Annotated in this window: 10 protein-coding genes; 7 read left to right on the forward strand and 3 right to left on the reverse strand. The window is 68.3% G+C overall.

The features are described 5' to 3' along the window. Positions 1-113 precede the first annotated feature (113 nt). Both E3O28_RS03750 and E3O28_RS03755 read right to left on the reverse strand, forming a co-directional pair. Entirely contained in the window at positions 114-1052 is a 939-nt protein-coding gene (locus tag E3O28_RS03750; RefSeq protein WP_134415203.1) for a M56 family metallopeptidase, read from the reverse strand. 61 nt (positions 1053-1113) lie between these two features. Further along, on the reverse strand, positions 1114-1500 hold the full coding sequence (locus E3O28_RS03755; protein ID WP_134372965.1) for a BlaI/MecI/CopY family transcriptional regulator: 387 nt from the start codon (positions 1498-1500) through the stop codon (positions 1114-1116). 97 nt (positions 1501-1597) lie between these two features. On the opposite strand from E3O28_RS03755, the gene E3O28_RS03760 reads away from it, so the two are divergent. Genes E3O28_RS03760 through cydC form a run of 4 tightly spaced genes read left to right on the forward strand, consistent with a single transcriptional unit; the run spans position 1598 to position 7444 of the window. Next, positions 1598-3010, forward strand: a complete 1413-nt coding sequence (locus tag E3O28_RS03760; RefSeq protein ID WP_134343360.1) for a cytochrome ubiquinol oxidase subunit I — start codon at positions 1598-1600, stop codon at positions 3008-3010. Positions 3011-3019: 9 nt separating this feature from the next. Then, on the forward strand, positions 3020-4036 hold the full coding sequence (gene cydB, locus E3O28_RS03765) for a cytochrome d ubiquinol oxidase subunit II (RefSeq protein WP_134343361.1): 1017 nt from the start codon (positions 3020-3022) through the stop codon (positions 4034-4036). 5 nt (positions 4037-4041) lie between these two features. Next, the gene (cydD, locus tag E3O28_RS03770; protein WP_134415204.1) at positions 4042-5706 is read left to right on the forward strand and encodes a thiol reductant ABC exporter subunit CydD; all 1665 of its coding nucleotides are present in this window, start codon (positions 4042-4044) and stop codon (positions 5704-5706) included. Next, complete coding sequence (gene cydC / locus E3O28_RS03775; RefSeq protein ID WP_134415205.1) at positions 5699-7444, forward strand: thiol reductant ABC exporter subunit CydC; 1746 nt, start codon at positions 5699-5701, stop codon at positions 7442-7444. Before cydD ends, cydC begins: the two co-directional genes overlap by 8 nt. A gap of 41 nt (positions 7445-7485) precedes the next feature. On the opposite strand, the gene E3O28_RS03780 is transcribed toward cydC, so the two are convergent. Further along, positions 7486-8142, reverse strand: a complete 657-nt coding sequence (locus tag E3O28_RS03780) for a DedA family protein (RefSeq protein WP_104100010.1) — start codon at positions 8140-8142, stop codon at positions 7486-7488. Between the two features lie 136 nt (positions 8143-8278). Between E3O28_RS03780 and E3O28_RS03785 the strand changes: the two genes are divergently transcribed. The 3 genes from E3O28_RS03785 to leuS all read left to right on the forward strand — a co-directional run bounded on the left by E3O28_RS03785 (position 8279) and on the right by leuS (position 14252). Then, on the forward strand, positions 8279-9790 hold the full coding sequence (locus E3O28_RS03785) for a M20/M25/M40 family metallo-hydrolase (RefSeq protein ID WP_134415206.1): 1512 nt from the start codon (positions 8279-8281) through the stop codon (positions 9788-9790). Between the two features lie 286 nt (positions 9791-10076). After that, positions 10077-11591: an anthranilate synthase component I family protein gene (locus tag E3O28_RS03790; RefSeq protein ID WP_134415207.1), complete on the forward strand. Its 1515-nt coding sequence runs from the start codon at positions 10077-10079 to the stop codon at positions 11589-11591. Positions 11592-11669: 78 nt separating this feature from the next. Further along, the gene (leuS, locus tag E3O28_RS03795) at positions 11670-14252 is read left to right on the forward strand and encodes a leucine--tRNA ligase (RefSeq protein ID WP_104100007.1); all 2583 of its coding nucleotides are present in this window, start codon (positions 11670-11672) and stop codon (positions 14250-14252) included. Positions 14253-14346 lie beyond the last annotated feature (94 nt).

Here is a 14346-nt window from a genome sequence, read left to right on the forward strand (position 1 = left end):
AATCTCCGTCGAATTCGTTAGGGGCTGGGGCAGGGGCAGAGGTAGGCCCGGGCTGGGGCTGGGGCTGGGGCAGGCGCGTGCTCAGGTAGGCGCGTGCTCAGGTAGGCCCGGGCTCAGGCGAGGGACAGGAGCAGCGTCGGCAGCAGCAGGAGTGCGGCGGCGCCGGCTGCAACGAAAAGCACGGCGGAGGGCGTCAGCGGCGCCAGCGGGGTGATCAGGCGGCGAACGCGGGGTGTCACCAGGTCGAACGGATGGTCCGGGCCGTCGGCGAGTTCGACATCCGTTCCCAGCGGGTCCACCTGGTGTGCCGACCCGACCAGTGCGATCGCGGTGGCCAGCGTGCGGTCGTCGACGACCCGCCGGGCCTGGTCGTCGGCGAGCATCTCGACCAGCAGGGCGACCGCGTTCTCGGCGCGGTTCGCGATCGGGAACCACGGCAGTGCGCTGTGCCAGGACTTGAAGGCGAGCAGCACGAGGTGGTGCTGCTGCAACAGGTGGGCGCGCTCGTGTGCGATCACTGCGCGCAATTGGTCGGCATTCAGCAATTGCAGAAGGCCGCGGGAAAGCACGGTCGCCGACCGGGTCGCGCCAGGCAGGCAGTACGCGACCGGGGCGTCGTGTTCGATCACACGGGTGCCGGAGTGGCTCGGCAGAGGGTCGCTGAGCAGTCCGATCAGGTGCCGGTGCCTGCGGTGCTGGCGCCCCGCGCGGGAAAAGGTCGCGGCGAGGTTGAGCAGCAGATGGCTGCCGAGGATCAGCGCCGCGCACAGCAGGAGCACCGAGCCGAACGACGTGCCGGCCGGCAATGTGCCGGTGACGAGATGGCCCACCAGCGAGCGGATGCCCTCGAACAGGTTCTCGCCGAACGGGATCAACCCGAAGCTGAGCAGCGAGCCGATCATCGAGAGCCCGCCGGCCAGGGCGATGGCCTGCCACAACACCAGGGCGACCGCGGGGGAGCGGGCCGGCCAGTCGGCGGTGGCAAGCCAGATCGGGACCGGACCGGCGAGCAGCACGGCCACGATCATGAGCGCTACGGCCGTGACGAACACGACTTGGCCGCTCTGACGCGTGCTGACTGGAGCAGGGACTGGAGCGGGGACTGGATGCCGGTCACTCGCGACCAAGAGGTACGGTGCCGAGGAGCAGGCGCAAAACGTCGGCCTCCTGCGGGGTGACGTCCCCGATGAACCGGGCGAGGGCCGCCTGCCGGTCAGGAGCAGAGCCGAGCACCTTGTGCATCAGCTCCGCGGTATGTTCCGCCCGGGTCGACACGGCCCGGTAGCGGTGCGGTCGGGTGTCTCGGTCGCGGGTGACGAAGCCCTTGGTCTCGAGGCGGGAGAGCACCGTGAGCACGGTCGTGGTGGCGAGTGGTTTGCGCCTAGCGGTGGCGGTCGTCGGGGTGAGTAGCCGATCCCGGAGATCGTTGGCAGGCAGAGACTCCTCGGCTTCCCACAAAACATCCATCAGCAGTCGTTCCAGCTCTCCCAAACTCCCCATATTGGGGAGTCTAGCGGGCGGCAATCAACTCTTCTACCTCTCGTAGAATAGAGATGTTCTACACAGTGTAGAAATACCCGATGACGCTGGAGGGCGCATGAACGAGTGGCTGGATCCGTTACTCCTGTCGAGATGGCAATTCGGTCTGACTACCGTCTATCACTTTCTCTTCGTACCGCTCACGATCGGGCTGGCGTTCACGGTCGCGCTCTTCCAGACCGCCTGGGTGCGCACCGACAAGGCCAAGTACCTCGAGCTGACCCACTTCTTCGGCAAGATCTTCCTGATCAACTTCGCCATGGGCGTCGTTACCGGAATCGTGCAGGAGTTCCAGTTCGGAATGAACTGGTCGGACTACTCCCGCTTCGTCGGTGACGTCTTCGGCGCCCCGCTCGCCTTCGAGGGCATCATCGCCTTCTTCCTGGAGGCCACGTTCATCGGACTGTGGATCTTCGGCTGGGACAAGCTGCCCCGCGGCCTGCACCTCGCCACCATCTGGCTGACGACGGCCGGTTCGATCGCCTCGGCCTACTTCATCCTCGCGGCGAACGCGTTCATGCAGAACCCGATCGCGTTCCGCATCAACGAGGAGCGCGGCCGGGCCGAGCTCACCAGTATTGGCGAGCTTTTGACCAACCCGATCGCCCTGGCCTCCTTCCCGCACACGATCTTCGCCTGCTTCATGGTGTCGTCAGGCCTCGTCATCTCGGTGGCCGCCTGGCACCTGCTGCGCAAGCAGCACGAGGAATCCATGCGTCCCGCACTCAAGTTGGGCATGTGGATGATGGTTGTCTCCGGTGCGCTCACCACCTTCTTCGGCGACTCGCTGAGCCTGGCCATGACCGCGGCCCAGCCCATGAAGATGGCGGCGGCCGAGGCGATGTACAAGACAGCGACGGGCGCCGAGGCATCCTTCTCGATCTTCACCCTCGGCACCCCCGACGGCGTCAGCGAATTATTCTCGATTCGTATCCCATACCTTTTGTCGTTCCTGTCGACCCACACCCTCAACGGCACGGTCGAAGGCATCGACAACCTGCAGGCGCAGTATGTGAGCCTGTACGGCCCCGGCGACTACACCCCGACCATCTGGATCACCTACTGGGCCTTCCGCTGGATGATCGGTCTCGGCATCGCCCATATCCTGGTTGCCGTCGTCGGCCTCTGGCTGACCCGCGGCGGGCGCAGCCCCCAGGCCACCTGGGTCTGGAAGATCGCCATCTGGAGCTTCCCGTTCTCGCTTCTCGCCATGAGCGTCGGCTGGATCTTCACCGAGATGGGGCGGCAGCCCTGGCTCGTGTTCGGGCTCCTGCGCACCGAGGACGGCGTATCACCCAACGTCAGCGGCGTCGAGATCCTGATCTCGCTGATCGCGTTCACGCTGATCTACGGCGCCCTCGCTGTCGTCGAATTCAAGTTGATCCTGCAGGCCGTGCGGAAGGGACCTGCCCCGCTGGCGGAACCCGACCCGGTTTCCGGCAAGGTCAAGCCACAGGTCACGGTCTACTAGGAGCGCATGATGGATCTCAACATTCTCTGGTTCTGGATCATCGGTGCACTCTTCATCGGCTACTTCGTTCTCGACGGCTTCGACTTCGGCGTCGGCATGTCGCTGCCCTTCCTGGGCAAGGACGACCTCGACCGCCGGGTCATCATCAACACCATCGGGCCGGTCTGGGACCTCAACGAAACCTGGCTGATCGTGGCCGGCGCAGCACTCTTCGCCGCCTTCCCGGAGTGGTACGCCACCCTGTTCAGCGGGTTCTACCTGGCCCTGCTGGTGATCCTTCTCGCCCTCATCCTGCGCGGGGTGTCATTCGAGTACCGGCACCAACGCCCGGAAGCAACCTGGAAGAAACGCTTCGACCTCATGATCGTGATCGGGTCTGCCGTTCCCGCTCTGCTCTGGGGTGTCGCCTTCTCCAACATCGTGCGGGGCGTGCAGTTGGACGCGGACTTCAACTACATCGGCTCCTTCTTCGACCTGCTCAACCCATACGCCCTCCTGGGCGGGCTCACCACGCTGCTCCTGTTCTTCACCCACGGCGTGGTCTTCATCTCCCTGAAGACCGAGGGGGACATCCGTCAGCGCGCTCAGAGGCTAGCCGTCAAGGCCGGGTTGGCCACCATCGTGGTGGCCGCCTCGTTCCTGGTCTGGACCACCCTTGCCTTCGGCAGCCTGGCCACCGGTGCCTTCGCCGCCCTCGCCGCGGTTGCCCTGATCGGGGCGTTCCTGGCGAACCTGCGGGGCGCCGAAGGCTGGGCCTTCACGCTGATGGCCGCGACGATCGCCCTCGCGGTGCTGACGCTCTTCGCGTCCCTGTTCCCCGACGTGATGCCGGCGAGCAACGATGCAGCCAACAGCCTGACCATCGAGAACGCCTCCTCGACGCCGTACACACTGCAGGTGATGAGCTGGACCGCCCTGTTCGCCATGCCCGTCATCTTCTTGTACCAGGGCTGGACCTACTGGGTTCTACGCAAGCGGGTCAGCCGCACGACCGTCTCGGCCCACGTAGAGTCCGCCGGACACTAAACGGAATGCGCCCCTTCGATCCTCGGCTCCTCCGCTACGCGTCCGCCGCCCGGTGGTTCCTGTCGGTGGGTGCCCTGCTCGGACTGGCGCAGACTGTCACGGTCATCGCGTTCTCCTGGCTGCTGAGCCAGAGCATCACCCTCGCGTTGACTGGGGCCTCTCAGGATTCGCTGGCCTTCACCACGGCCGCCCTTGCGGGCGTGATCGTGGTGCGGGCCGCGCTGGTGTGGCTCCTCGAGGTGGCCGCCACCCGCGGAGCAGCCCAAGTCAAGAGCCAGCTGCGCCGCCAGGTTCTCGACCGCGTCGCCGAGCGCGGCCCGGATTGGCTCAGCGGCCGGGCCAGTGTGGGCGTCTCCACCCTGGCCACCCAGGGGCTGGACGCGCTGGACAACTACTTCGCCCGCTACCTGCCCCAGCTCTTGCTGGCGGCGATCAGCACGCCCCTGCTGATCTTGGTGATGCTCTGGCAGGACCTGCCCAGCGGCATCACAGTCATCGTAGTGCTGCCATTCATCCCCGTCTTCATGGTGCTGATCGGCCAGGCCACCCAGTCCGTGCAGCGGCAGCAGTGGGAGTCCCTGCAGCGGCTGTCGACGGGGTTCCTCGACCTCGTCGGCGGGCTCGGCACGCTCAAAATCTACGGTCGGGAGCGACGCCAGTTCGCCCGGGTGCGCTCCATCACCGAGGACTACCGCGGCCGCACTATGAAGGTGCTGCGGGTCTCCTTCCTCAGCGGGTTCGTGCTCGAACTGGCGGCCAGCTTGTCGGTGGCCCTTGTTGCCGTCTCCATCGGGCTGCGCCTGGTTGACGGAAGCCTCGCACTCGGCGTCGGCCTGTTCGTGCTGCTGCTGGCCCCGGAGGCTTTTCTCCCCGTGCGGCAGGTCGGCGCCCAGTTCCACGCCGCGGCCGACGGTCTGGCGGCGGCCGAGGAGGTCTTCGCCATTCTCGACGACGGTGCCGGGCCCCGGGCCGTGGCGACCCCGGCTGCCTCGACTGCCCCGTCTGGCGCGCGCACCGGAGCAGGCCCCGCGGATACCGGCGTGCTCCGGTTCGAGCAGGTCACGATCCAGCGGGGCACGGATGCCCCCGTGCACGACTTCAGCGCCGTCTTCCGCCCCGGCGAACTCGCCGTGGTCGTGGGCCCGAGCGGCACCGGAAAATCCACGCTGGTGGCCGCCCTGCAGGGATTCGTCCCCTTCGACGGGCGGATCCTGCTGAACGGTGCGGAGCAGACCCCGGGCACACCGCGCCCGTGGCTGGCGTGGGCCGGGCAACGGCCGGGACTGTTCCAGGGAACGATTGCCGACAATCTCGCGCTCGGTGACGCGTCCGTCGATCGGGACACCGTGGCCCGGTCGCTGGAGTGCGCCGGAGCGGGCGATCTGGAGCCGGCCACCATACTCGGCATCGCCGGCGAGGGACTCTCCGGCGGACAGGCCCAGCGGGTCGCAGCGGCCCGCGCCATCTACCGCGCTGAGAGCCACGACTGCGCCGTGGTCGTTCTCGACGAGCCCAGTTCGGCGCTGGACGAGGCTGCGGAGGCCTCTCTCGTCGCCGGCCTGCGCCGGCTCACGACCGAGGGGCGGATCGTGATCGTGGTCAGCCACCGGCCTGCCCTGCGGGACGCCGCCGATCAGATCGTTGCCCTGCACGAGGTGGCCCATGTCTGATTCCGGACCCAGCGCGAGCGGGATCGCCGGCCCCCGGCCGGCCGGCCGGGCCGAGGTGCGCGCCGTCCTGCGCCTGGCCCAGCCGCCTGCCCGCCGGTTCGCCCCCGGCCTGGCCGCGGGCGTGCTGAGCGCGGTCTTCGCGGTGGCCCTCCTGGCGTCGTCGGCGTGGCTGATCACCCGAGCCGCCGAGCAACCGCCGGTCATGTTCCTCTCGATGGCGGTCGTCGGGGTGCGTGCGTTCGCCCTCGGCCGGTCTGCGTTCCGCTACCTCGAGCGTCTGGCCAGCCACGACGCCGCATTCCGCCAGCTGGCTGACCTGCGCGTGGGCATCTTCTCCCGGATCCTGCCGCTCTCCCCGGCCGGCCTCGGAGGCACGAGCCGCGGCGACCTGCTCAGTCGCCTCGTGCGCGACGTCGACGACCTGCAGGACTTCCCGCTGCGGGTGGTGCAGCCTCTGGCCACGGCGGGGATCCTCTTGAGCGTGAGCGTGGTCGGGGTCTGGCTGGTTCTCCCCGCCGCCGGTGTCACGCTGGCGCTGGCGCTCCTCGTTGCCGGTCTGCTCGCCACCGTCACCTCCAGCGCGCTGTCCGCCCGGTCGGAGCGCCAGCTTGCACCCCTCCGCGGAGCCCTCGCCGGCGAGGTGCTCGAGGTGGTGGAGAACCTCGACGTGCTGAGCGCCTTCGGGGCCCTCGATGCCCGCCTGGCCACCCTTGCGGCGGCCGACGACCGGCTGCGCCGGGCCTCCCTGCGCCGGTCGCTGGGCGTGGGCGTGCAGGGAGCCGTGCTGTCACTGTTCGCGGGTCTGGCGACGGTCGCCGCGCTCCAGGTCGGCATTCCGGCCCTCTCCGGGCCGGCTGGCCTCAGCGGACCGGGCTTCGTCGTGGTCGTGCTCGTGCCCATGGCGGTGTTCGAGGTGTTCGGAATGATCCCGCTCGCGCTCGGCGTCTGGCGCCAGGTGCGCTCCAGCGCCGCGCGGGTGGCGACGGCGGTGCCGACCAGCGTCCCCACGGAGATCCCGGCGGAGTCGGTAACCGAGCCGACGGATGCGCCGGCGGATGCGATGTCCACCACGAGCGTCAGCGCCCACCCGGTGCTCGAACTCACCGACGTGGGTGCCCGCTGGCCCGGTTCCGTTACCCCGGCGGTCACGGGCATCACCCTGCGCCTGGCGCCGGGGGACCGCGTGCACCTGGCAGGGCCGAGCGGCGCCGGCAAGACCACCCTGGCCCAGACCCTGGTGCGCTTCCTCGACTACACGGGCTCGTACCGGCTCGACGGCGTCGAGGCGCGCACGCTGGCCCCGGCCGAGGTGCGTCGCCGGGTGGGACTGTGCGAACAGCGTCCCTGGCTCTTCGACGACAGCATCCGTCAGAACCTGCTCTTCGCCCGCACGACGGCCACCGACGACGACCTCGAGGCCGTGCTCGCCCGGGTCGGACTGGGGGAGTGGGCCGCCAAGCGTGGGGGCCTCGACGCCCGGGTCGGCGAGCGGGGTGCCCTGGTCTCCGGCGGTCAGGCCCAGCGCATCGCGCTGGCGCGGGCGTTGCTGGCGGATTTCGCGGTGCTCATCGTCGACGAACCCACCGCCAACGTCGACGAGGCGCAGGGCGACGTGCTCGTGCGGGACATCCTGGTCACGGCGGCGGAGGACGGCCGTGCGGTGCTGCTCATCTCACACACGCCGGTGCCGGACGACCTGATCACCGCGAGGGTCGTCGTGCCCGGACCTGCCCGCTGAACTTGACAGCCGAACGAGGGGTCGCCCGACCGAGCATGCGGTCAGACGACCGGAGGCTCCGGCTGTTCCATGTGTCGCTCCTCGCGGCGGTGCAGCCAGCGTTTGACCAGGAACACGAGCAGCACGAAGAGCGCGATCGCGCCGACGAAGAGGTATCCGGCGAAGTGGAGCCGGTCGGAGAGCTCGCGGTAGCCTTCGGCGGCGGCCGAACCGATCGACACGTAGGCCACCGCCCAGATCACGCAGGCCGGCACGGTCCACTTCATGAAGGTGCGGTAGGGCATCGGGCTCATCCCCACGGTCAGCGGGATCAGCGAGTGCAGCACGGGCAGGAACCGCGACAGGAACACGGCGATGCCGCCGCGCCGTGCCAGGTAGATCTCGGCCCGGGCCCAGTTGCGTTCCCCGAGCCGGCGCCCGAGGCGGCTCATCCGGATCCACGGCCCGAAGTGGCGGCCGAGCGCGAAGCCGATGCTCTCGCCGATCAGGGCTCCGACGATCACCGCGGCGACGAGCCCCAGGAACTCGGCCGTGTTGCTCACCGCGGTGCTCGCCACGATCACGATGGAATCGCCCGGCACGACCAGGCCGACGAGAACGGATGTCTCCAGCAGCATGCCGAGTCCGGCCAGGAGGGTGCGCAGCACCGGATCCACGCTGGAAACCGTATCCAGGATCCAGCTGAGGATATCGTTCACGACCCACAGCCTAAGCCGTGCACCCGCAGCGGGGCTGGGGACCTGCCCTTGCCCCGCGACTGGGGGATACGCTAGCGTCACTGCAGGGCCGCTCAAGGACGACCGGCCCACGTTCGATCCAGTCTGAGGGACCCTCATGAAACAGAATCGGAATATTCGTCTCGCCGCCATCGGCACGGCCGTGGCCCTGTCGGTCAGCGTCGGGCTGCCCGCCTACGCCGATAACGGAACGGACACCGGCGCGCTGCGCGAAGCCGTTACGGCAGCCGGAATCATCGACCACCTGGAGAAGTTCCAGGAGATCGCGGACGCCAACGGCGGCACGCGTGCGTCCGGCACGCCGGGGTACGAGGCATCTGCCGTCTACGTCGAAGAGCGGCTTAAGGCCGCGGGCTACACGCCGATCCGTCAGGCCTACTCCTATGAGCAGTTCGTGCTGAACGCGGAGTCGTTCGCGCAGTTCACGCCCACCCCCACCACCTACGCTGCCGGCACCGACTTTGCCACGATGAGCTACTCCGGCTCCGGCACGGTCTCGGCGGCGGTACAGGCGGTCGACATCAACCTGGTCGGCGACCGGGCCTCGACCAGCGGCTGTGAAGCCGCGGACTTCGCGGGCTTCACGGCCGGGAATGTCGCCCTGATCCAACGCGGCACCTGCACCTTCCGGGTCAAGGCCGACAATGCGATCGCGGCCGGCGCCGCCGGCGTGATCATCTTCAACCAAGGCAACGCCGACGACCGCCTCGGTATCGTCAACGGCACTCTGGACGCCCCGCAGACCGCCGTTCCGGTCATCGGAACGACCTTCGCGCTCGGCGCGGCTCTGGCCGGGCAGCCTGCCCCGACCGTGCGGCTGGCCGTGGATGCTGAGGTCACCGTCACTGAATCCTTCAACATCCTGGCCGATTCGGCCGGTCGCGCGGACCGTACGGTCGTGGCCGGAGCGCACCTCGACTCCGTCGCCGAGGGCGCGGGAATCAACGACAACGGCAGCGGCAGCGCCGCCATCCTGGAAACCGCCATCCAGCTCGCCGCCTCCGGCAGCGCACCCACCAACCGGGTGCGGTTCGCGTTTTGGGGCAGTGAGGAGGATGGACTGGTCGGTTCCGAGTACTACGTGTCACAGCTGACGAAACGCCAGATCAAGGCGCATGCCGTCAACCTGAACTTCGACATGGTCGCGTCGCCGAACTTTGTGCGCTTCGTCTACGACGGTGACGGCTCGTCCTTCGGCACCACCGGCCCGAACGGGTCGGCGCTGGTCGAGAAGGTCTTCCTGGACTACTTCGCCTCGCAGGGGCTGGCCGTAGAACCCACCGAGTTCGACGGTCGGTCCGACTACTTCGGGTTCATCGAGAACGGCATTCCCGCCGGCGGGCTCTTCACCGGTGCGGAAGACCTGATGACGGAGGCTGAGGCGGTCACCTACGGTGGCGTCGCCGGCGCACCGTACGATGCCTGCTACCACGCCGCATGCGACGACATCACGAACATCAATGCGGAGGTGCTGGAGCAGATGGCCGATGCCATCGCCCACACGACGATGACGTTCGGCGAGACCACCTCCGCGGTCAACGGCACGACCAGGGGCGGCGGCTCCGGCTCGACGGGGCTCCAGTTCAAGGGCAGCCTCGCTGTGAAGTAGCCACGCTGCAGCACCTGACGGAGAAAGGTGGGGACGCCGCCCGCGGGCGGCGTCCCCACTGCGTCCCCGGTGGGGTCGTGGGCGCTGTCCCGGCACCCAGATGAGTGGGTCCGAACGAATTCGACGGAGATTTTGCCCGGATGGGGCGCAGACACACGGGAAAAGCCGTTTTTCCGGAGAATCTCCGTCGAATTCGTTCGAGACACGGCACCGAGTTCGGCAAGCGTGCGGCCGGGGCGGCAGATCGCTGCACTCCGGGGAGAATCAGGGCACCTAGGCTGGGTGTGTGACCGGGCCGACTCAGAGCATCCTCCTGCCCGAGTGGTGGGATCCGGCCCGCGTCTTCGACACCCTCTACCGCAACAGCCCGTACGCGTTCTGGTTGGATGCGGGCAACGGCGCCGAAACCGGCCTCAGCTATCTTGGGTCTGCGTCGCCCGGGTCCCGGTTCGTCACCGCCTCGGTGCCGGAGGGGACCGTGACGGTCTCGGTCGCCGGCGATCCGTCCGTGCCGGGCCACCTCTCACCCGGGACGATCTTCGAGTTCCTGCGAGCGGAGCCGGCCGGCTTCCCCGACGATGCCACCGAGGATACCGGCACCGACGATACCGGCGGCTTTCGGCTGGGCTGGGTGGGCTGGCTCGGTTACGAACTCGGCGCCCAGACCCTCGGCACGCCCGTGCACGACTCCCACTACCCGGATGCCGCCCTGCTCGAGGTGCACCAAGTGCTGGTGTTCGATCACGCGGCACGCACGGTCAGGGCGCTCGCTCGCCGCGCTTCCGGCGACGCGACGGATGCCCCGCAGGTGTGGGCCGATGCCGTGCTCAAGGCTCTCGCCACGTCGGAGCCGCCGCCCGCAGCATCCGCGACCCGGCCGGTCACGTGGCCTGTCGGCCCCGTTGTCGGCCCCGTTGCCGTTGCCGGCCCCGTTGCCGCTGCCGGCGCAGCCCGGTGGCGGCACGACGTGCACCACTACGCCGAGCTGATCGAGGAATGCCAGGCGTTCATCCGGGCCGGTGACGCCTACCAGCTCTGCCTCACCAACGAGATCCTGGTCGACGTGCGGCCGCATCCGGTCGACGCCTACCTGGCGTTGCGCGCCGGCAGTCCCAGCCACCACGGCGGGCTGCTGCGTTTCGGGGACACCGCCCTGCTCAGCGCCTCCCCGGAACAGTTCCTGACCGTGACCCCGGGCGGCCTGATCACCACGAAGCCGATCAAGGGCACTCGGGCGCGCTCCCGGATGGCCGACCGGGACCGCGAGCTCCGCGACGAGCTCGAGGGCAGCGACAAAGAGCGCGCCGAGAACCTGATGATCGTCGACCTGATGCGCAACGACCTCGGCCGGATCGCCGAGCTCGGCAGCGTGCAGGTCACGAACCTGCTCGCCGTGGAGAGTTACGCGCACGTGCACCAGCTGGTCAGCACGGTCGAGGCGCGCCTGGCCGCGGGGCTGACCGGGGTGGATGCCGTTGCGTCCTGCTTCCCCGCCGGGTCCATGACCGGGGCACCCAAGATCAGTGCGATGACCATCCTCGACGCCCTCGAGTGCGGACCGCGCGGGCTCTACGCCGGGGCCTTCGGCTATCTGGGGCGAAACGGCGCGGTCGACCTGGCCATGGTCATCCGCAGCATCGTGCTCAGTCCGGACGGGGCCTCCATCGGCACGGGCGGCGGCATCACGGCGCTGTCCGATCCGCTGGAGGAGATCGAGGAAACCCGGCTGAAAGCGGCGGCGCTCCTGGCCGTCCTCGGCGTTCCTCAATCCGGCGCCGCCACGGGCCGGGGCCAGGTTTAGTAACCTAAGAGCTTGGACGCCGCCTCCGCGCGGCCCTGTGCCTGCTGGCGCAATCCCCACTGCAACGAAGAGAGTCACGTGGCACACGAGTACGACCACACCCGCACCGGCCAGGACAGCGAAGAAAAAGTTTACGATTTCGCCGCCATCCAGGCGAAGTGGCAGCCGATCTGGGAAGAGCTCGACCCCTTCCGCACGAACGATCCCGACGACGTTCGTCCGCGCAAGTACGTGCTCGACATGTTCCCGTATCCCTCCGGCGACCTGCACATGGGCCACGCCGAGGTCTACGCGCTCGGCGACATCGTCGCCCGGTACTGGCGTCAGCAGGGCTTCAACGTGCTACACCCCATCGGCTGGGACTCCTTCGGGCTACCCGCGGAGAACGCCGCGATCAAGCGCGGCATCGACCCGCGCGGCTGGACCTACGACAACATTGCGCAGCAGAAGAAGAGCATGAAGCTCTACGCGGCATCCTTCGACTGGTCCCGCGAGCTGCACACCAGCGACCCCGAATACTATAAGTGGAACCAGTGGCTGTTCCTGCAGCTGTACAAGAAGGGCCTCGCCTACCGCAAGGACAGCTGGGTGAACTGGGACCCGGTAGACCAGACCGTCCTCGCCAACGAGCAGGTGCTCGCCGACGGCACCTCGGAGCGCAGCGGCGCCGTGGTGGTCAAGAAGAAGCTCACCCAGTGGTACTTCAAGATCACCGACTATGCGGACCGCCTGCTCGACGACCTGAATCAGCTCGAGGGTACCTGGCCGGCGAAGGTGCTCAACATGCAGCGCAACTGGATCGGCCGCTCCATCGGCGCCGACGTGGACTTCGTGATCGAAGGCCGCGAGGAGCGCATCAGCGTCTTCACGACCCGCCCCGACACCCTCTACGGAGCGACCTTCATGGTCGTCGCCCCCGACGCGGACCTCGCCGTCGAGCTGGTCGCGGATGCCTCGCCCACCGTCAAGGAACGGTTCCAGGAATACCTGGTACAGGTTCAGAACAGCACCGAGATCGAGCGTCAGGCCACCGACCGGGAGAAGACCGGCGTGTTTCTCGAGCGCTACGCGGTCAACCCGGCCAACGGCGAACGCCTGCCGATCTGGGCCGCGGACTACGTGCTCGCCGACTACGGCCACGGTGCCGTGATGGCAGTGCCGGCCCACGACCAACGCGACCTCGACTTCGCCCGCCGTTTCGACCTGCCCGTGGTCGTGGTCGTCGACACGACCGCCGCGGTCACCGGCATGATCCCCGTGATCACGCAGGACATGATCGACGGCACCGAGGAGCTCACCTCCCTCGACCCGGCTCGCACTGGCATCGCACTGACCGGGGAAGGCCGCCTGATCAACTCGGGCGCGCTCAACGGCCTTAGCAAGAACACCGCGATCAAGCGCATGATCGAGCAGTTGGCCGCCGACGGTACCGGCCGCGCCGCCAAGAACTACCGTCTGCGTGACTGGCTCATCTCCCGTCAACGCTACTGGGGCACGCCGATTCCGATCATCCACGGCCAGGACGGCGCCGAGATCCCCGTGCCGGAAGACCAGCTTCCCGTGTTGCTGCCGCCCACCGACGGCCTCGACCTCAAGCCCAAGGGCACGTCGCCGCTGGGCGGCGCGGCCGACTGGGTCAACGTGCCCAACCCGATCGACGGCACCCCCGCACGCCGCGACGCGGACACCATGGACACCTTCGTCGACAGCTCCTGGTATTTCCTGCGCTTCCTGAACCCCACCGACGACACGAAGGCGTTCGACCCGAAGGAAGCCGAGAAGTGGGCGCCCGTCGACCAGTATGTCGGTGGCGTCGAGCACGCCATCCTGCACCTGCTCTACGCGCGCTTCATGACCAAGGTGCTTTTCGACCTCGGCTATGTCAGCTTCACCGAGCCGTTCACGGCTCTGCTGAACCAGGGCATGGTCATCCTTGACGGGGCCAAGATGTCCAAGAGCAAGGGCAACCTGGTCTACTTCACCGAGGAGGTCGACCAGTTCGGCGTCGACGCGGTACGGCTCACCATGGCTTTCGCCGGACCGCCGGAAGACGATATCGACTGGGCGGATGTCTCGCCGGTCGGCTCCGCCAAGTTTCTGGCCCGCGCCTGGCGCGTCGCCCGCGACGTCACGAGTACGCCCGACATCGATTGGAGGTCCGGCGACGCCGGTCTCCGCCGGGTCACCCACCGCTTCCTGGCCGATGCGCCCGGCCTGGTCGAATCGTTCAAGTTCAACGTGGTCGTCGCCCGACTGATGGAACTCGTCAACGCCACTCGCAAGGTGATCGACACCGGCGTCGGCCCCGCGGATGCCGCGGTACGCGAGGCCGCGGAGGTCACCGCCATGGTGCTCAACCTGTTTGCTCCGTACGCGGCCGAGGATATGTGGCAGCTCCTCGGCCATGAGCCGTGTGTCGCTCTCGTGCAGTGGCGCAAGGCCGACCGAACCCTGCTCGTGGAGGAGTCGGTCACGGCCGTCGTGCAGGTCGACGGCAAGGTGCGCGACCGCATCGAGGTGTCCCCGAAGATCTCCGGTGACGAGCTGGAACGCCTCGCACGTACCTCGGCCGAGGTCATCCGCCGGATCGGTGACCGCGAGATCATGAACGTGATCGTGCGCGCGCCGAAACTCGTCAGCATCGTCACCCGCGGCCAGTAACACCGCCTGCCTCGCCTCCCCAGGGCGGCACCTCGCGGCGCCGCCCACAGTGTACGGCCGTCCGCTGGGGGACCGGCACCCGTCGGCTTAGCCT

Origin of the sequence: Cryobacterium sp. TMT2-14 (genome assembly GCF_004402465.1) — a bacterium.
GTDB lineage: Bacteria > Actinomycetota > Actinomycetes > Actinomycetales > Microbacteriaceae > Cryobacterium > Cryobacterium sandaracinum.